General features: G+C 51.9%; 17 protein-coding genes and 1 tRNA gene. 14 read left to right on the top strand and 4 right to left on the bottom strand.

The features are described from left to right. From LBJ36_07595 to LBJ36_07580, 4 genes are all read left to right on the top strand, one after another. Nucleotides 1-578, top strand: a 578-nt coding sequence (locus LBJ36_07595; GenBank protein ID MDR1378900.1) for a hypothetical protein, incomplete at its 5' end; no start/stop codon positions are given. A 285-nt stretch (nucleotides 579-863) separates the two neighbouring features. Beyond that, on the top strand, nucleotides 864-1,730 hold the full coding sequence (locus tag LBJ36_07590) for a hypothetical protein (GenBank protein ID MDR1378899.1): 867 nt from the start codon (nucleotides 864-866) through the stop codon (nucleotides 1,728-1,730). Nucleotides 1,731-1,778: 48 nt separating this feature from the next. Further along, entirely contained in the window at nucleotides 1,779-2,321 is a 543-nt protein-coding gene (locus LBJ36_07585) for a Rha family transcriptional regulator (GenBank protein MDR1378898.1), read from the top strand. 33 nt (nucleotides 2,322-2,354) lie between these two features. After that, complete coding sequence (locus LBJ36_07580) at nucleotides 2,355-2,660, top strand: hypothetical protein (protein MDR1378897.1); 306 nt, start codon at nucleotides 2,355-2,357, stop codon at nucleotides 2,658-2,660. Nucleotides 2,661-2,950: 290 nt separating this feature from the next. On the opposite strand, the gene LBJ36_07575 is transcribed toward LBJ36_07580, so the two are convergent. Continuing rightward, nucleotides 2,951-3,026 (bottom strand) — tRNA-Ala (locus LBJ36_07575). Nucleotides 3,027-3,297: 271 nt separating this feature from the next. After that, the gene (locus LBJ36_07570; GenBank protein ID MDR1378896.1) at nucleotides 3,298-4,800 is read right to left on the bottom strand and encodes an ABC transporter substrate-binding protein; all 1,503 of its coding nucleotides are present in this window, start codon (nucleotides 4,798-4,800) and stop codon (nucleotides 3,298-3,300) included. A 375-nt stretch (nucleotides 4,801-5,175) separates the two neighbouring features. Here LBJ36_07570 and LBJ36_07565 point away from each other — a divergent pair, with 375 nt between their 5' ends. The 6 genes from LBJ36_07565 (at nucleotide 5,176) to LBJ36_07540 (ending at nucleotide 12,199) form a co-directional block, all read left to right on the top strand. Then, nucleotides 5,176-6,609, top strand: a complete 1,434-nt coding sequence (locus LBJ36_07565) for an MATE family efflux transporter (GenBank protein MDR1378895.1) — start codon at nucleotides 5,176-5,178, stop codon at nucleotides 6,607-6,609. A gap of 55 nt (nucleotides 6,610-6,664) precedes the next feature. Continuing rightward, the gene (gene ychF, locus LBJ36_07560; protein MDR1378894.1) at nucleotides 6,665-7,774 is read left to right on the top strand and encodes a redox-regulated ATPase YchF; all 1,110 of its coding nucleotides are present in this window, start codon (nucleotides 6,665-6,667) and stop codon (nucleotides 7,772-7,774) included. A gap of 221 nt (nucleotides 7,775-7,995) precedes the next feature. Beyond that, a complete protein-coding gene (locus tag LBJ36_07555) occupies nucleotides 7,996-9,951 on the top strand; it encodes an indolepyruvate ferredoxin oxidoreductase subunit alpha (protein ID MDR1378893.1) in 1,956 nt (651 codons plus the stop codon). A 36-nt stretch (nucleotides 9,952-9,987) separates the two neighbouring features. Then, nucleotides 9,988-10,542: a 2-oxoacid:acceptor oxidoreductase family protein gene (locus tag LBJ36_07550; protein MDR1378892.1), complete on the top strand. Its 555-nt coding sequence runs from the start codon at nucleotides 9,988-9,990 to the stop codon at nucleotides 10,540-10,542. 4 nt (nucleotides 10,543-10,546) lie between these two features. Further along, nucleotides 10,547-11,056, top strand: coding sequence for a hypothetical protein (locus LBJ36_07545; protein MDR1378891.1), 510 nt, complete (start codon nucleotides 10,547-10,549; stop codon nucleotides 11,054-11,056). A 159-nt stretch (nucleotides 11,057-11,215) separates the two neighbouring features. Continuing rightward, nucleotides 11,216-12,199: a magnesium transporter CorA family protein gene (locus tag LBJ36_07540; GenBank protein ID MDR1378890.1), complete on the top strand. Its 984-nt coding sequence runs from the start codon at nucleotides 11,216-11,218 to the stop codon at nucleotides 12,197-12,199. Between the two features lie 80 nt (nucleotides 12,200-12,279). Here the strand turns inward: LBJ36_07540 and modB are convergent, their stop codons facing one another. Then, nucleotides 12,280-12,936: a molybdate ABC transporter permease subunit gene (gene modB / locus LBJ36_07535; protein ID MDR1378889.1), complete on the bottom strand. Its 657-nt coding sequence runs from the start codon at nucleotides 12,934-12,936 to the stop codon at nucleotides 12,280-12,282. A gap of 7 nt (nucleotides 12,937-12,943) precedes the next feature. Then, nucleotides 12,944-13,456, bottom strand: coding sequence for a transcriptional repressor (locus LBJ36_07530; GenBank protein MDR1378888.1), 513 nt, complete (start codon nucleotides 13,454-13,456; stop codon nucleotides 12,944-12,946). Nucleotides 13,457-13,805: 349 nt separating this feature from the next. Between LBJ36_07530 and mazG the strand changes: the two genes are divergently transcribed. From mazG to LBJ36_07510, 4 genes are all read left to right on the top strand, one after another. Beyond that, on the top strand, nucleotides 13,806-14,699 hold the full coding sequence (mazG, locus tag LBJ36_07525; protein MDR1378887.1) for a nucleoside triphosphate pyrophosphohydrolase: 894 nt from the start codon (nucleotides 13,806-13,808) through the stop codon (nucleotides 14,697-14,699). A 104-nt stretch (nucleotides 14,700-14,803) separates the two neighbouring features. Next, nucleotides 14,804-16,183, top strand: a complete 1,380-nt coding sequence (locus LBJ36_07520) for a pyruvate carboxylase subunit B (GenBank protein ID MDR1378886.1) — start codon at nucleotides 14,804-14,806, stop codon at nucleotides 16,181-16,183. 1 nt (nucleotide 16,184) lies between these two features. Further along, nucleotides 16,185-17,204 (top strand): PhoH family protein, encoded by a 1,020-nt coding sequence (locus tag LBJ36_07515; protein MDR1378885.1) that lies wholly within the window; start codon nucleotides 16,185-16,187, stop codon nucleotides 17,202-17,204. Between the two features lie 31 nt (nucleotides 17,205-17,235). Further along, nucleotides 17,236-18,693: hypothetical protein (locus LBJ36_07510; GenBank protein ID MDR1378884.1), on the top strand; the 1,458-nt coding region annotated here is incomplete at its 3' end.

Below are 18,693 nucleotides of genomic sequence, written 5' to 3'. Positions count from 1 at the left end.
TAAACGCTTCATTCGATTTCAATATTGATAAGTCTTTATATGATCCTAAACATTACGAGTATTATTTTCAAGATGGCTTTTTAGGGTCTATTGGCAAAAGAGCGTCTCTAGCTGTGGCTACTCCAGAATCAATTAGTTTTATTTTCCCTAAATTTGAGACGGATCTCACTATTCGTATTCCATCTCGAAAACTCGATAAATGTGGCGATTTTCAAATAACGTATAAGTATAATGAAAAGCTGCGGGAATATGCAATGCAAGAAAAAAACGTTTATGATAGTTCTCTTTACAGTCTGTACTCTTGGGGGGATGATGCTGTTGTTTTTATGCATAACAATCAATTAAAGTCTCCCAAAAAGATACTGATAATACGGGACTCTTTTAACTGTGTAGTAGCGCCTTTTTTGATTTTAGGCATCAAAGACTTAATAACTTTAGATCTCAGAAGCTTTACCGGAAGTATACGGTCATTTGTCGATCAAAATGTGCCGGATATTGTGTTAGTCTTCTACTATCCAAACATTATAAGCGATCTTATTGAGAATAATCCACAGCGCTCCTTTTTCGACTTCCGATAGTTCCTCACCGATAGGCTCCGCCCCCTGAGCTTGAACAATTACAAATCCGTTGTGCCGATGACGTTCATGAACGAAGAACTGAACCGCATGAAAGTTGTAATTGGCGCGGGTTGCGTGGAGAAACGATAAATTTCACAGTGCCCACGCCAAGCAGATATGACGAATAATCTAGGAAAATTAAGACAGAAAAATCGACAGACAATGCTGGGACGTTGCCTCTGGATTGAGTGCCGTTATAATCTTCTTGAATATTAGCGCCGCATTATACAGAGGGAGGTTTTTGTGATGAAGAAGAAGCTTGTTTTTAGAGCGTTGATGCTGTTTTTTTGTACAACGACATTCGGGATATTTTTCAGAGGTGATGGATGGGCGGCGGAGTTGCCCTATTTATACGTGCGGCACACGACGACTGCGTATATAACCGGCGGCAAAACAGACTACAAACCCACGGCAAAGGGCATGAAAGCAACGACCTTTCGCTATCTTTACCTTGAGGTAGACCCTGAAGTAAAAGAAGTGCAAAAAGGAATGTTGACTCTTGCTCCCAGTGGAGCAGCTACGGTGAATTATTACAAGAGCACGAAATACGTTGGGCAGTCTCAATTTTCGAAAGCGAAGGAATTTACCTTGGCTCACCACCACGATAATAACTTTTACTGTCTGGTCGATGGAAAAGACAACCATGCCGAATTTTACAAAGGAGCAGAAACGGCGTTTTCCGGAACTTCATTTTCTATCTCGCTTGGAGAAACGAAAACGACGGGCACATTCCCCAGAATTCGTACAGCACAAAAGCAGTTGGCCGATAAATGCGTGCCCTATGTGGAATGGACCGCAGAAGGCTCGAGCGTCACGGGGCTCAAGTGGCGTTTCGTAGACCCCTCTGTTTCCACTAAAGCGCTGGTGAAACAGAAATCGAGCCAACCCACAAAAATCCTCAAAATTTTTGTTCGCACAGATGACGGCAAGTATTTTCATAATGAGGCGATTGATCAGGTATTCACCGATGGAATAGTAATGGAAGGGAATCTCACCTTCTCCTCCCCGATCGAGGAAAAGAGAATAAACTTTGTTCGCGTCGATTTCGAGTACGAGGACGCGTACGCTGAGAATGCCCAAATGGTCTACGCTTGGCAATTTTTCACGAAGTGATGCTACCGGCAGAACACCCGTAAGGCATCGTTAAAGGAGTGAAAGTCTGTGAAGTTTGAAAAAAGGATCTTTTGGGTTGTCGCGTTTGCGCTCTTTTTTGCCGTCCATTCAAGCGTAGAGTCTTCAGCCGCCAATTTCATTGAATCTCAGTACAAAGATCGAGGCAAATTTTATCCTGAGTTCCTTTTGACGAAAGACGGATTCTCGTATATCGCGATGGGCTTCACCGACAAGAAAGCGGCGGCATTCAAAATCGCCTACATCGAGCGCTTCAATCTGGTGGAAGCCTTCATCAATGCGCTCCATGCCGCGAAGCTCGAACACCCGGCTTTCACTGAGGCCGTCATGCTGGCGCACCCGGAGCCGAAGACCTACCACTTTTCGAACGAGACCGACATGATCAACCGTATCGTTCTCGGCATGTTCGCGAAACAGTTTAAAGAGACGCGTGGGTTGCAAGGCGATATACCGAGCATCCGGCCGTACCTCGCTACCGATGAGATCCACACGATCAAGACTTTGCAACGCGCTGATATTGGGATGTTGAACGCCTTATACGCGAAGTATATAGACGATGGAATAGGTAGGTGAGCGGGTAATTTATCTCCGTGGAGTGGTGATGGCGTGATTTTGGATGTCAAGCAGGAGTTGGGAGAAATAAAAGGCCGCGTCACGGGAATAGAGACCTCAATGAAAGAGACACGCCAAGACGCGAAGGAGACACGCAAAGACGTGAAGGAGATCCTGAAAAGCGTTGCTACCGTTCCAGAAACGCAAAGGGTGCTCAACCAGTATGGTCAGCGTCTCAACGATTTAGAACACAAAGGTGTGGCGTATGACGTTATCATGGCAAAGATCGAAAAGCATTTAGAAGAAGACGAACCGACCTCGCATTACATTACATTGACCGAAGTATTGCCACGTGGGTAAAGGGAGGCGCATGGGTGGCGGCGACCGGGGTGATTGGATGGCTCGTGGCGAAGGTGACGGAAAGATAAGAGAGAGCATTTTTATTGCTTGGAGCGGAACTACGAGATTTGGACCCGCGACCCCAAAAGCAGGCTAGAGGAAAACGGTTGATCGAGGGAGGGCGAAAGCTCTCCTTCCTTTTTTTGCTTAGGTTTTTTTGCTTAAGCGCAAGAATTTGAGATTTGTTATAAAGATGTTATAAATAAAAGAAAAAGGGCTTACGCTCATCTGCGTAAACCCTTGTTATTTCTTGGTGGAGCTGAGGAGATTCGAACTCCCTACCTCTTCCGTGCGAAGGAAGCGCGCTCCCAACTGCGCTACAGCCCCTTTTCAACGCTCGAATCTTAATTATACTATCATGAGGGATAAAACATTGTCAAGCTCAAATATCAGCGAGCCAGGGCAACAGCATTTACTTTTCGTCAAGCATTCCAATCACTACCTTCGTATATTCGAATGCGTATATTCGAATAGGTATTTTTGCGTAGCATATGAGGCCAGTGATATCAAGGATTCGAGAGTAAATGCTGTTGCCCTGTCAGCGAGCCGTCTATGTCCCAGTGTCCCAGGCTATGTTAATATGTTAAGAGATTTTTTTTCATTCAAAATAAATTTCTCGAAAAGAATGGGCGTTGCTGGAGCTGGCTTGAATGCCCTTCACGTATTTTTGCGCTCCAAGAAGAGACTCACCGCTTTGTAGGTAGATCATGGGGCTTTGCTCATTGATGTAAAGCTGTATCTCTCTGTAGATCGCAGCGCGCTCTTCACCATCAGGAACACTACGCCCTTTGTTCAAAAGCTCGTCCAGTTTTTTGTCGCTGAAAAAAGTATAGTTGGAGTTCGCGCCCGTTTCTAGCAGCTCGGACACCGCAAAATTGGGGTCGGGCACAGGAGGGGTCCAGCACAGAAGGTACAGGTCATGACTTTGGGCCTTGAGTCCTTTCAGATACGCGCTCCGCTCCAGAACCCTGATTTCGGCGGCGATGCCCACTTCTCGGATTTGCGATTGGATGATCGTCGCCATACCGATGCTTTCCCTGCGCTCGCTGGTCCAGATCTCCAGTTTGAGGTTCCGCACTCCCGCCTCAGCCAAAAGTTTTTTTGCCAGTTCCACGTCCTGCATATGAGGTTTTAGCTCGGAATCAATGGAGTACCGTATCGCCGAGGAAATCAGCGACCGAGGCGTCTCCCCCACACCGTTCCATATGGCCGCCTGAATCCCTTCCACGTCCAACGCCGCGGAAATGGCGCGGCGAACACGGACGTCATCGAAGGGTTTCTTCGCGCAGTTGAACCCCAGATAAAGAATAGAAGTTTGAGGTTTACGGTGCAGAACCAAATTCCAGTTTCTCTCGACTCGCTTCATATCCTCTCTGGTGAGGGGGAAAACAATGTCCGCCTCGCCCAGACTCAATTCTTTCATTCGGTTGGACGGTTCCGGTACAGAGCGGACCTCCAGGGTCCGGAACTTAGCCTTGGGTCCCCAATACTCCTCGAAGCGCTCCAGCACGTACTTGTAACCCTTCTGCCAGCTCACGAGCTTGAAGGGGCCCGTTCCCACAGGATTTACGGCGAAGGCGTCTCCGGCTTCCTCCACAGCTTTCTTGCTGACAATGGCGCTCCAACTCTGGGACAGGGAAGAAAAAAAAGAATAATCCACGTTCTCGAGGCGTAGGATAACGGTATAGTCGTCCACCGCTTGGACATCTTGGATGTTTTGAGAGTAAGCCGCGGTGCGCAAATTGGGAGTCGCCTTCGTCCGCAGGATAGAATACCGAACATCTTCAGCCGTCATTTCGTCTCCGTTGTGAAATTTGACGCCTTTGCGAAGGTTGAATTTATATTCCCTATCGGACAGTGGTTCCCACGATTCGGCAAGCCCAGGCAAGATCCGCCCGTCCAAGGGATCTAAATAGATGAGGGTATCATAGAGCGAGCGGCAGGCTCGTTGGCTGGCGGAATCCTCGTAAGCGATGGGATCCATTGTTGTGGCGTCACGACGATCAATAACAATCAGAACGTCTTTCGCCTCTGCGGTGGAGGCGTCATGCAAGTTGAAAACAAGCATCAAAATCCCTAAAACGGCACTCTTCTTGTTCATGCCTCTTCTCTCTCCTCTCTCGTCACTCTTCACTTTTCACTTTTCACTTTTTCTTCGCTTAAATACCGACGTCGTGTATTCGGATTATACCGCTTAATGGGAGTCAAGAAGGGCGCGTTTTTGTGGGTTTAACTATAAGCGAAAATAGCGGGGCCTTCTCTATGGATCACGAAAAATAGATCACGAAATAGATCACGAAAAATAGATCGTGAAAAGAGGTTCCAGAGAAGCCGATGAGAACTGTGAAGCAGTCGCATGGGCTCCGTCCCCCCTGAGCTTCAATATTCAATAATATATATGGAAACTTAATGGAAACTTGCCAAGTTGCGTATTCGGACTATACTGCTTAGTAGAAGTTAAAGAGGGGGCATTTTTGTGGGCGCGGCAATGAGCGAAATATCGAAGAAAATGGGAATGTTGGGCGAGCTTTTCGACGGCCATGTCGACTTGGGAAACGACTCGTCCGCGAGGGCGATTTTGAAGTTAGCGATTCCATCGATGGGGCTTTTCGTTTTCAATAGCCTATTACATCTGGTGGATACGATTTTCGTCTCGTGGCTGGGAGAATTTCCCATGGCGGCTATGTCCTTTACGGGGCCGGTCAATCAATGCGTTTTCGCCACGCTGGAATGTGTGGTGGGAGGGGCCGCCGCGCTGATGGGACGCAACCTGGGTCGAGGAAATTTGCCCGCAGCCCAGCACGTGGCCCGTAGCGCATTGGCTCTGCTTTACGTTGTGTGCGTTCTTTCTATACCCTTGGTGATCCCAGGGGTCTCCAACGTGCTCTTCGCCAGTATCGGAGCTCGAGAGGCCGGAGGCGATTATTTGCTTCGTCTCTGTTGGCTTTACAACATGTGGGTGCCGATAATGTTGCCCTTTATGGGCTTCACCTATGTGGTTAACACCGTGTTTCGTGCTCAAGGAGACACGTTGACCCCTTTCAAGGCTATCGCCCTAGCCAATACGATCAACATCGTTTTAGACCCTCTTTTCATCTTTACCTTCGGCTGGGGTATTCCTGGGGCGGCCATCGCGACCTGGATATCGCGCATCGCCTCGTCCGTCTACTTGATATACCAAATGAGGATAAACAGTTCCATCCAGGTTTCCCCGTGGCTTTTTCCCCGCGAGCAATTGACAGTCTACTGGAAAAATATCCTATGGATCGGGATCCCCGTAGCCTTAACAACGGCCAGTATCGCTCTAGGCATGGGCAGCGTCAACAGGATTCTCTCGACCTTTGGGCACCGCGCCGTGGCTTCCTGGATGTTGGGACTGCGGGTGGAGGAGCTGGCCTTCAACTTTGTCTCCGGGATCAACGCCGCGTTGATTCCCTATATCGCCTTCAACTACGGTAAACGGGACTCCAGGCGGATGCTCGACGGCTTTAAGGCCGCGTATTTTCTGGCGTTCACCTTGATGTGCTCCATGGGAGTTGTGATTTATTGTTATCCCTGGGTGTTTCTGAGTCTTTTCAAGCCCTTGCCCGAAATCGAGGCTATGGCGACCCGAGCCATACGCGCGTCCGTGCCCGCCTATCCGTTCGGCACTCTGGTCACGCTTGCCTGCGGATTTTTCGTTGGAACGGGATACTCCATTTTCGGAACGATCACGCAACTTTTGCGTAGCATCGTCTTCCGTGTGACCGCGGCCTGGATTTTCGTCACGTATTTCGATTTTGCCAATATTTGGTGGTTCCAGTCCTTCGCCGCTTTTTGCGGTAGCTTTGTAGCGTTTGCTTTTTTCTGTTTTGTCTATCGACGAGTGAGTCAGAATTTCGCGAAAGACGCCGCCGCTGTACAATCATAATCATGATGTCAGGCATGATGTCAGGCATGATGTCACGTTTCCAGGAGGAGTTCAATTGTTAAAGTGTGGAATAGTTGGCTTACCTCTTTGCGGGAAGTCTACGGTGTTTAACGTTATCACCAAGGCCGGCGCGGAGGTGAAACCCTACGCCAGTGGCAAAATGGAGCCCAATCGAGCGCTGGTCAGCGTACCGGACGCTCGATTCGATAAGTTAGCGGAGATTTTCGAGCCCAGAAAGACGACCCCTGCTGTAGTTGAGTTTGTGGATTTGGCGGGGCTGTCACGGGATGCCAGCAAGGGCGCAGGGCTCGGCAACTCCTTTCTTTCCTTCGTTTCGGAGTCGGACGCGCTGTTGCACGTGGTGCGACTTTTTGAGAACCCGGATGTTCCTCATCCAGAAGGCGACATTGATCCGCTGCGCGACTGGCGGATCGTGGAGATGGAGTTGATCTACCGCGACCTGGGCGTTATCGAGAACCGCCTTTCGCGGCTTTCTGCCAAGAAAAAAAACAGTCATGAGGAGTCAGCGGAGGTGGATTTTCTAAAGAAACTGGAGAACCATCTAATGGAAGAACGACCCCTCCGAGAATATTCTTTGACCGAGGAGGAGAAAAAAAGTCTAACGGGTTTCGCTTTTTTGACTTTGAAACCGGAGTTGGTGGTCTTGAACTTGGACGAAAGCCAAACGGGCCCTCTTTCCCAGGCCGAACCTCTGGAGGCGTTCCTACGGGGAAAGACGGCGACGCTCCCCCCGGTTCGGGTTTTCGGCTCTTTGGAGATGGACTTGGCCCAGCTCGAACCTGCGGAACAGGTGGAGTTCATGGAAGATCTTTTCGGAGGCTCGGCTCCCCTTCAAGAGATGGGGCGTGACCGCCTGATCCACGAGGCTTATCGGCTTTTGGGCTTGATCTCCTTTTTCACCAGCGGCAAGGACGAGGTTCGGGCCTGGACCCTTCATCAGGGGGATAACGCGGTGGACGCGGCGGGCACCATCCACTCCGACTTGGCGCGAGGTTTCATCCGGGCCCAGGTCGTCGCTTACGAGGATTTCATTGCGGCGGGAGCCGCCTTGGCCGCCTGCCGCGACAAAGGGGTGTTACGTCTCGAGGGTAAGGAATATCTCGTCAAAGACGGCGATATGATCGAGATCCGCTTCAACGTCTGATGCGCGCCCCATCATCGATCTCAAAGTCTGTCGGGTGTTCTCGACGACGTTCTTCGTGTTCTCCAGTCCAATGCGCTGTTTCAGTTGCTGTTTCAGTTATGGATCAATCAATATTTTCTGAAAATCCCTAATACTCACCTATCGTATTGACGGACGCTCCGAGAAAATAAAGGTATAGAAGATCAGGTATAGAAGATCTATGACGGAGAGGAGTCATAATAATGAACGAAAGGGGTTTAAGCGGAAATATGGGGGAAATTTCGGATAAGAACGACTTTCGTAAAACAGCTTTGCTCCTGGGTAACGAGGCCATCGCCCAGGCGGTCGTCGCCGCCGGCTGTCTGGTCGCGACCGCTTATCCAGGGACTCCATCGTCGGAAATCCTTCCCGCGATAGCTTCCTGCGTGGATAGGCTCAACGCGCCGACGGTGGTAGAATGGGGCGCCAATGAAAAAGTGGCCTTTGAAATGGCCTTGGCCGCGACCTATACAGGCGCGCGCGCTTGCGCCGCAATGAAGCAGGTGGGATTGAACGTTGCCGCCGATCCCTTTATGAGCGGAGCGCTCTTGCGACTCAAAGGAGGAATGCTCCTGATCTCCGCCGACGATCCGGGTCCTCACAGCTCTCAGACCGAGCAAGACAGCCGCTTTTTCTCCATGTTCGCCAAAACGCCCTGCCTAGATCCCTCGGACGCCGCCGAAGCCGCCGCCATGGTGGAGGATGCCTACGCGCTTTCGGAAAAACACAACATCATCGTCATGTTGCGCCCGACAACGCGCGTAGCCCATTGCCGCCAAACCGTGGACGTACTGGATCGCCTGAGACCCGGCGTCTTTGACAGACCCGTCAAATTTGATCGGGATCCCAACCGTTGGACACAGCTCCCCGCTCTCGTTCGCGTCGCGTCTCCCCAACACAATGCCAGAATCGCGAAAATCCGCGAGGAGTTCGAGATAGACTGGCGTGAGTACAACTACGAGCTGCCCGCAAAGGGAAAGCCCAAGCTGGGGATCATCGCCGGTGGGGTTTCGTTTGCCATGCTCTGTGACCTTATAGGGGAATGGGGACGCGACGACATCTCAGTGCTGAAAATCGGCACGCCCTATCCCTTGCCTTGTCGAATGACGGAGAACTTTATCGCGCGCCACGAAAAGGTCCTCGTTTTGGAGGAAACCTATCCCGTCATCGAGACGCAGCTTTTGGACCGAGGCAAGGTGAACGGGCGTTGGAACGACGTGGTTCCCAGCGCGGGAGAACTGCTGCCCGAAGTTATCGAAGAAATTGTCCTTTCCCAGCTGGGAGAGATGATCTCGAAGCCGGATTCTTTTTTGGATTCTTCTTCGGGCTCTTCCGCGCTCTCCACCGTCATAAACGAGCTGAACCTGACCCCGCGCAAGCCTCAACTTTGCGCGGGCTGTCCTCACCGCGGCAGTTTTTTCTCCATCCGCAAGGCCATACCCAACGCCATCAACCCCTCGGACATCGGATGTTACACATTAGGCATCAATCAGAAGGGACTGGATTCGAGCTTATGCATGGGCGGCTCCGTCACTATGTCATCGGGCTTTTACCTGGGGCATAAAGCCGCTGGGCAAGAGCGCCCCGTCGTCGCGACTATTGGAGATTCGACTTTCTTCCACATGGGGATCGCCGGTCTGCTTTCCGCCGTTTACAACAAACATGCCTTCGTGCTTTGTGTCTTGGACAATAGTGTCACCGCTATGACGGGAGGTCAGTCCCACCCCGGAATAGGGAAGAAACTCCGAAAAAATGACCCTGGCCGAACTCTGGACATCGAGGCCGTGGTCCGAGGTTGCGGCGTGACCTTCGTGGAGACCGTGGCTTCCTATGACGTGACCGCGGGAGTGGATGCCGTCAAGAGAGCTTGGGAACACGCGAAGGCAAACAAAATACCGGCTCTCGTCATCTACAAGCATCCTTGTATGCTGCTTCACGTTCCTCAAAACATCGTCCCGGTGACAGTGCGGGAGGACCAGTGCGTCGGTTGCCGTTATTGTATCGACTACTTCGGTTGCCCAGGGCTGTCCTTCGGCGAAAAGGTGAAAAAAACCTCCATCGACCCGCGTTACTGCGTATCCTGCGGTGTCTGCGAGGCCGTATGCCCTCATGGAGCCATCATTAAACGGCCGGCGAAACCGCTGAGCGGCGCGGCTTGAGCGGCTACACTTTCTTTATCAGGTAGGTGCGTTGACATGCAATATATTATTGTGGGGATAGGCGGACAGGGGATTCTTTTCACCAGCAAGGTACTGGGCAAAATCGCCATCGGCAAAGGGCTTTCCGCCATCGGCAGCGAAGTGCATGGTATGGCCCAACGGGGCGGCTCAGTTATCAGCCATTTCAAGGTGGGGAACTACAAGGGCCCTTTGGTCACGGAGGGCAACGCCGACGTGGTGATGGCCTTCGACCAAAGCGAAGGCATACGTAATTTGTCCTTTTTGAGGAAAGGCGGAACGTTTTTGGTCAACACTAGCTCCCCCCAGGCTTTTCAGAATGAGTCCCTGAAGAAATACCTGACCGACAGGGAGATCGTGACCTGTCGTTTCCCAGGATACGATATCCTGAACCAGCACATGGACGGGAACACCCTTTTCCTGAATGTGCTGATTTTGGGCACGGCCAGTGGGATGAAAATCGAGGGGTTCGAGAAGGATTTGGTGGTGGCGGCTTTAAAGGAACTCTCTCCACCTAAATATCTGGAGGCAAACCTTAAAGTGTTCGATTTGGGAATCGAGGCCGTGAGTTGAGAGTATGACTGTGGCAACGATCGGGGCTATTACCGGGAAACGCTTTCGTTTCTTTCGTAAAAATGCCTCCACCAGAGCTTTTTCGCTGGTGGAGATTTTGTTTGCTATGCTCCTCTTGACTTTTTCCGCGAGTTCCCTTTGGATGGTCCGGCACGCGTTTCAGGACGACAAGGTTTTTGTGGAGAAAGAAGCGCAAGCGCTAGCCCGATGGATTACCAATCGTTTTACTCTATCCAATCGATCGGGTCGTCCTTTTGGGTTATCCTGCCCTTTCGACCGCGCGAGCGATACCGTAAAGGCCATGTGGCAAAACCCTTTGCGAGAGGAAAAATACAATTCGCTCTATCAGTGCCAGTTTATACGATACCAGGGCAGCGTTGTCGAGAGCCTTTATTCGCCTCAATGGAATACGTTGGTACCGACGGCCACGCTCAAAGTGAGCCGAGGACGGGCCGAGCACTATGTGATCGTTTCTCAGCGCGGTAGAGCGCGAACGAGCAAGATGCCCCCTTGACATACTCCCACGACTAAAGTCGTGGGATTGTAAAAAATTGGATTGGAGAATTTCAGGTCTGGAGAACCCCAGAGAATTTGTGTAGAATACCGAAAGCTGTGTGGAATGACTCTGTGAGACACGGATTTTTGTCCCAGAGCGCGACAGGGGGGAGTTGCTTTGATTTCGGTACTGAGAACGCGTATACACAGTAAAATTTCAGGACACGAGGAACTAACGCTGGATAACTTGCGGCCGGGAAGTTGGATCAATACTATCGCACCCACACGGCAGGAGCTGGAGGACATCGCCCGATTGACCTCCGTTCCTCTGGACTTTCTGACGGCCGCCACGGACGTGGAGGAGTCCAGCCGCATCGACTTCGAGGAGGCAGATGAAGACAGTGGACACACCGCCTGTATGCTTTTGGTCATCAACATCCCGAAACATCCCCAAGGTTTCGGCTTCGACACATTGCCCTTGGGCATCGTCGTCACGAGTGACATTTTCATTACGGTTTGCCTGGAGGAGAACAGCGTTCTACCCGGACCGAAGGGTGGTATCAGCGGCTTCTGTACATGGAAGCGCACCCAGTTTCTCCTGCAAATCCTCTACAAAACGGCGGCGACCTATCTCCAATACATCAACGAAATAAACCGCATGTCCGACCGCATCGAGAACGCTCTTCGCCAATCGATGAAAAATGAGGAGCTTTTCAAGCTCATGGATCTGGAGAAAGGCATGATCTTTTTCACAGGCGCTCTGCGAAGTAACCGAGTAGCTGTGGATAAGCTGGTGCGGACTCTGCACAACGTTCAGTTCCAGAAGCTGGTCAAAATGCGGGAGGAGGACGAAGACCTGTTGGAGGACGTCATCGTGGAATACGATCAAGCCTACGATATGGTGCGGGTCTACAGCGATGTTCTGGGGGGCATGATGGACGCTTTTGCCTCGATCATCTCGAACAACTTGAACATTGTGATGAAGTTTTTGGCCTCGATGACGATCATCATCTCGATTCCCACGGTCGTCTCCAGCTTCTGGGGCATGAACGTGGGGGTTCCCTGGGGCGAGACGCGGTATGGGTTTATGGGGGTCATGGCGCTGGCCGTGGGGCTCAGCGGGATCGCCGCCTATTGGCTCTGGAAAAAACGCATGTTTTGAACGCGTCGAAAGAATACGGGAAAGAATACGGAAAGCCGGAGGTTATAGCAGCGCTTTCACACTTTTATATCTTCATGCTTTCACGCCTTCAACAGACGCTCCGCGCCCCACAGAAGCGCCACGCAAACCACCGAGGTGAAAAGGGTCAATTGGATGGCCCCCGCGCTGTTGCCCGCTTGGGTCGCCGTGTAGATAGCCAGGGAAAGGGTCTGGGTCTTGCCGGGCAGGTTGCCGGCGAGCATCATGGTCGCTCCGAACTCGCCCATCGCCCGGGCAAAGGCCAGCATACACCCCGCAACAATACCTCGGTTAGCCAGCGGCAAAGAAACGTGCCAGAAAACCTGGAACTCGGAGGCCCCCAAATCGCGCGCGGCTTCCTCAATCTGGGGATTGACCCCCTCGAAGGCAGCACGAGCGGAGCGGTAGATCAAGGGAAAAGCGGCCACTGCCGCAGCGACGGCCGCTCCCTGCCAAGTGAACACGAGTCGAATGCCCAAAGTACCCAACGGCCGTCCCAAGGGACCGTTGCGCCCGAATAAGAGCAGAAGGTAATATCCTACTACCGTCGGAGGCAGGACCATCGGCAAAGTGCATAAGGAATCAATTCCCTTTTTGAAGGGAATGCGTCGCTTGGAGACGGCAAACGCGAAGGGGACGGCCAATAAAAGCGCCACGACAGTGGCGCTGCCTGCAACTTTTAAGGTGAGGGAAAGGGGAATGAGAAAAAAGGGGGACATGAATCGCTCAGTCTTCTCGGCCGTCTTCCCGAGAATTTTCCCGACATCGAGAACAGCGCCCGAAAAGCAACAACTGTTTTCCTTCCACCACTGTCCCCTCGGGAACCTCGACGCGAGGAAGCGCTTGGTCTGTGAGGCAGATCATGCGTCCACACACACGGCATAAAAAATGAGGATGATTACCTGGACAACCCACATGAAGAGGATCGTGCATACAAAACCGCAATGTCCCGTCCGTTCCCAGAACTTGATGGACGACGCGAAAATCCGCGAAAATCGCCAAAGTCCGATAAAGGGTAACACGATCCGCTACGCTTTTCATTTGGGCAAGCTGCTCGAAAATCTCCATGTGAGAAAGGGGTTCTCCCTTTTCCATCAGAATTTCCAAAACTTTTCGTCGCAACAGTGTTGCCCTTATTCCTTTTTCTCGGAGAAAAGACGCGATTTCGAGCTTTTGCGAACGCCATTCTCTGGCTCCGTCTTTCATGTCCTCCAACACGTCCTCCAATACGTCCTCCAACAAAGTCCAGGCTTCTTTTAGATTGACACACTTCCATGACTAAAGTTGTGGGATTCTAAGATCGATAAAGACAGCCGACTGAAACCGGTCTTAAGTCTTCTCCTTTAAAATAAAAGTTTCAGAGTGGATGCCCCCGCTCTGAGAATATTTACAATTTACAGCCGCAGTAAAGTAATGCCCAACTTTGTTGCATTATAACACGCGTCAGAAGATCTCTTCTTGTCTTTTTGAGTTCTCTGGCTTTTTTCTGCACGACGCTCATATGCTATGATTATCCATCATGATCGTATACTCTGATCGCGCGTCACGGTCGTGTTCGTAAACTCACGCGGAGGTGTGGATTCTTATTTTGAAACGCGGCGAAGAGCACCATTTTTTTGACGAGGTTGTTTCGATCATAGAGCGTTTGAGAGCTCCGGGAGGATGTCCTTGGGATAGGGAGCAAAAACTTTCGGACTTGCGTGCCTATATTGTCGAGGAAGCCTACGAACTGGCGGACGCCATTACGGAAGAGCGCATGGATAAAGTGCTGGAGGAAGCGGGCGACCTTTTGCTCCAGATCGTTTTCGTCGCCTCCATCACCCAAGAGGCGGGAGTTTTCGGCATTCAGGACGTGGCGCGCGTTCTGCGCGACAAATTGATCCGGCGTCATCCCCATGTTTTCGGCGTTTCCAAAGAAGGCGTGAACGCGAAAGAAGAAGGCATGAACGCGGAAGAAGGCGTGAATGCAAAAGAAGAAGGCGTGAACGCAAAAATGAACAGCGAACAGGTTCTTCGCAACTGGGAGCGGATCAAATTAGAAGAGCGCAAAGACAAAAAAGAGGAACTGTCCATCTTGGCGGGAGTTCCAAAAGGGCTACCTCCGCTTTTGAAGGCCCATCGGATGCAAGGCAAAGCGGCTCATGTGGGTTTTGACTGGCCTAAAGATGACAGAGAACCGCTTTTTGCGAAGCTAGACGAGGAAGTGGATGAACTGAGACAGGCTACCGAAGCAAACGACAAAGACGCGATGGAAGACGAGCTAGGAGACGTGCTTTTCATGACGGTGAACTTGGCGAGGCATTTGAACGTCAACCCAGACGCCGCGTTGGCCAGGGCCTGCGACAAGTTCGCGAAACGGTTCCAGAAGGTGGAACGAGACACGGAAAACCAGGGACTTCAACTGAGTGATTGTTCGCTGGAAGAACTGGACGCGCTCTGGAAAAAAGCGAAGGAAAACGAAGTTCGAGAACATGCCAATTGAGAGGGGAATAAAATATGTCAAAGGAATCGAGAGAAAAAATGAAACATCACGAAACATCCCCCGCACCCAAGGAAAATGAGGATTCTCAGCCGAAGCGCAACACCATGATTATGGAGACGGCGTTGCGGGATGCCCATCAGTCACTGATTGCGACCCGTATGCGCACGGAGGACATGGTTCCTGTGCTGGAAATCATGGACGAAGTGGGCTACTACTCCATGGAAATGTGGGGAGGAGCTACCTTCGACAGTTGTATGCGCTTCCTGGACGAAGACCCTTGGGAACGGCTCCGGATTATCCGCAAACACATCAAGAAGACGAAACTTCAGATGCTCCTTCGGGGCCAGAACTTGGTGGGTTACCGCCACTACGCAGACGACGCCGTGCGGGAGTTCGTCAAGCGCACCGTCGCGAACGGAATGGATATCATCCGCATTTTCGACGCCCTGAACGACCTGCGCAACATGGAGATCGCGGCGGATCAGGTGAAAAAAGAGGGCGCGCACCTACAGATGTGCATCGCCTATACCCTGTCCCCCGTCCACACGTTGGATGCTTTCGCGGAACTGGCTCATCAAATGACCCAGATGGGCGCCGATTCCATCGCCATCAAGGACATGGCGGGCTTGCTGAACCCTGTAGACTGCGTCAGCCTGGTCAAAACCATCAAGGCCAAGACCTCCGTCCCCATTCAGCTCCACTCTCACTACACCAGCGGAATGGCGTCTATGGCTTATTACGCCGGCCTCGAAGCGGGGGCCTCCATAGTGGACACCGCTATTTCCCCCTTTTCTATGGGAACGAGCCAGCCCCCTACGGAATCGTTGGTGGCGGCTCTGGCGGGAGGTCCTTTGGATACGGGGATCAAGCTCGAAAACCTCGTTCCCGTGGCGGAGTACTTCAAAAAACTCCGGGAGAAGTACAGCAATCTGATTGCGGACATCGGTGGCGTCGACATCAATATTCTCCGTTACCAAATTCCAGGAGGCATGTACTCAAACCTGGTGAACCAGCTCAAAGGGCAAAACGCCCTCGACAAGCTGGAGGACGTGATGCAGGAAATCCCCATCGTGCGTAAGGCTATGGGTTATCCTCCCCTGGTGACCCCTACCAGCCAGATCGTGGGAACCCAAGCCACATTGAACGTTCTGACGGGCCAGAGATGGAAGGTCATTCCCAAAGAGGTCAAGCAGTACTTCCTGGGCTACTATGGCACAGCCCCGGCGCCTCTAGATCCAGAGGTTCAAAAATTGGCCATAGGAGACGAAACGCCCATTACATGTAGACCAGGGGAAAAAATCGCGCCAGAGATGGAGGAGGCCCGTAAAGCGTCTGCCGTCTGGGCGTTGCAGCCGGAGGACGCTTTGACTTGGATTATGTTCCCCCAAGTGGCGAAAGACTTCCTGCCCCAAAAATACGCGCGGGCAACCAAGAGGGACATAGGGCTGAACGAATTGGTGGCTGAAAGCGCCTATCCCGTGTGACATGGGATCGGATGAAAATACGGCTGAAGGCGTGACGACGGTTCGGAATATGCCGAGCCCTTGGTCCGAAAGCGTCGAGATATCTGGAGAGAGCGCGATGCTGCGCCTCTCCGGCGTCAACGATGAAAACTTGGAGGCCATACAGGAGCGCTATCCCGTCAACTTAGTCGTTCGTGGTTGCAATATTCAGGTGGGCGGAGCCGATAAAGAGCCAGTACGGATTGTGTGCGACTTGATACGCCAGTTTTCCGTGGTGGCCGACAAAGGTTATGAAGTACATGTCGCGGATGTGAGGTACGCAATGGACGCGTTGGCGGAGGGGCATGAGCCCAAATTGGAGGCCCTGTATTCGGATATTATCTGCGCCACGGCCAAGGGCAAGCCGATCAGGGCAAAGACCGTGGGACAACGCGCTTACGTGAAGGCGATGAAAAACAACGATATTCTCTTCGCCATAGGCCCCGCGGGAACGGGGAAGACGTACTTGGCGGTCTGCGAGGCGGTGTCGATGCTTAAATCAGGAGAGGTGACCCGTGTGGTTCTCGTGCGCCCAGCGGTAGAGGCCGGAGAGAGTCTGGGGTTTCTTCCTGGTGACCTGCGGGAGAAGGTTGAACCTTACGTCCGTCCCCTCTACGACGCTTTTTACGACCTACTCTCCCCCGAACGTTTCGCGCGGTACGTGGACAAGGGAGTCATCGAGATCGCCCCTTTGGCCTATATGAGAGGTAGGACTTTGAACGAGAGTTTTATTATTTTGGACGAGGCACAGAACACGACGCCGGAGCAGATGAAGATGTTTTTGACCCGGTTGGGCTTTGGATCGAAGGCCGTAATTACGGGGGATGTGACTCAGATTGACCTGCCCAGCGGTAAGGAATCGGGTTTGAACCACGTTCGGGCCGTGTTGCGGGGAATCAAGGGTATTGACTTTTTCGATCTGACCCACGCGGATGTGGTACGGCACGAAATCGTTCAAAAAGTGGTGCAGGCCTATGAGCGTTATGAGCAGAATAAACCATAAAACTGACAGATTGGGACAGAAGCCGAGGCGAATGCGGATCGTAGGGGAATTTTACACCTCTTACGCCGTTTCCGCCTTGTTGCTTTTTTGTATGGCCCTAGCCATTCTGGTGACGCAGCATTTTTACGTGCCCAGCGGTTATGGATTTACAGTGGATAAGCCATCGCCGCGAACATATCGCGCGGTTTCTCCCATACGTTACACGGATACGGTCACCACGAACACGTTGAAGGGCAAGGTCGGGGAAACCGTGGTGGGAGTTCTGGTGCGAGACGCCGGAGCGGCGGAGCGTATGAAAACACGTTTGGCCGAGTTACGAAATGTTCGGGACTGGAGTTCTCCTGTGAATGGGTTCCCTGACGAATTGGCGAGGGCTTTCTTCAGTCTTAAAGAAGACCGCCGGCACGCGTTGTTCTCCTATGCGGACAGCGTCGGCGAGGCTTATTTCGAGGCTCTGACCTCTGGAGACATGAAAATAGAGACTAAAGACAGAGCGATGTTGTGGGCGGAGATCGAGAAACTATCTTTACCCAGGACGGAGGAAAACCTCCTCTATCAACTGTTGGAGGAGGTCGTCAACCTCAGTTATAAAGTCGATCCTCAATTGACGGCCCTGGTGCGTGACGTGGAGAAAAATTCGATTCCTCCGGTGGAGCGCAAACTGGAGGTAGGTGACGTCATTGTCGAACAAGGTCAGACGATTACGCCCCAGGTTGCCATCATATTGAGACTCCAAGGCTACATGGAGGAAAATTTCCCTTTGAAGCGCTTGATCATCCTGTTCTTCTCGATGTTGGCTTTACCCTTTTGGCTCGAAATTTCCGCGGGCGTAGGGGAAGCCAGGGATCGTCCTACCTGGAGTTGTATCGTCTTCATCTTTATCGTCGGCTGGGCAGGAGAGACAATGGCCACCCATTGGGACGTCATAGGAGCGGGACTCTTGGCTTCGGTAACGGCCGCTTACCTTTGCATACCCCGTCGTCTCGCCTTCAATGTCTGTTTGGCGGAAACGGTGTCGTTGGTGTTTCTGTTGGAGGAATTGTCCATCTACAGCTTGTTGTCTTTGTTGATTTTAGGTTTTGTGGCCATCATGACCGGTTTTTACGCTCTGCACAAAGTCGTCTCCCGAGAGGACCTGAGATACAAAGTATTCTTTCTGGCCATTTTCTTGGCGGTCGCGAAGATACTTATTCGTTATTTTCAGGGATTTCCCATCACCGTGGCCTCGCTCGGTTTGGGTTGGCCTTTGGGCGAGACCTGGCGCGTGTGTGGGTCGTTTTTGATTTTCGAGTTGGCGACGACGTTTTTCGTTATTGCCGTGCTGCCCATGATCGAGGGATACCTTGGAGCGCTTTCCATCCTCAGGACCCGAGAGTTGAGTCACCCTTCCAGCCCCCTGCTCCGCAAACTGCAAAACGAAGCGCCGGGGACTTATCACCATAGCCTGATGATCGGCGCCTTGGCGGAGGCCGTCGCGGAAGATTTGGGC

This window comes from Synergistaceae bacterium, assembly GCA_031267575.1.
Lineage (GTDB): Bacteria > Synergistota > Synergistia > Synergistales > Aminobacteriaceae > JAIRYN01.
The sequence above is the reverse complement of the archived record's forward strand: the minus strand, read 5'-3'. Positions and strand labels throughout refer to the sequence as shown.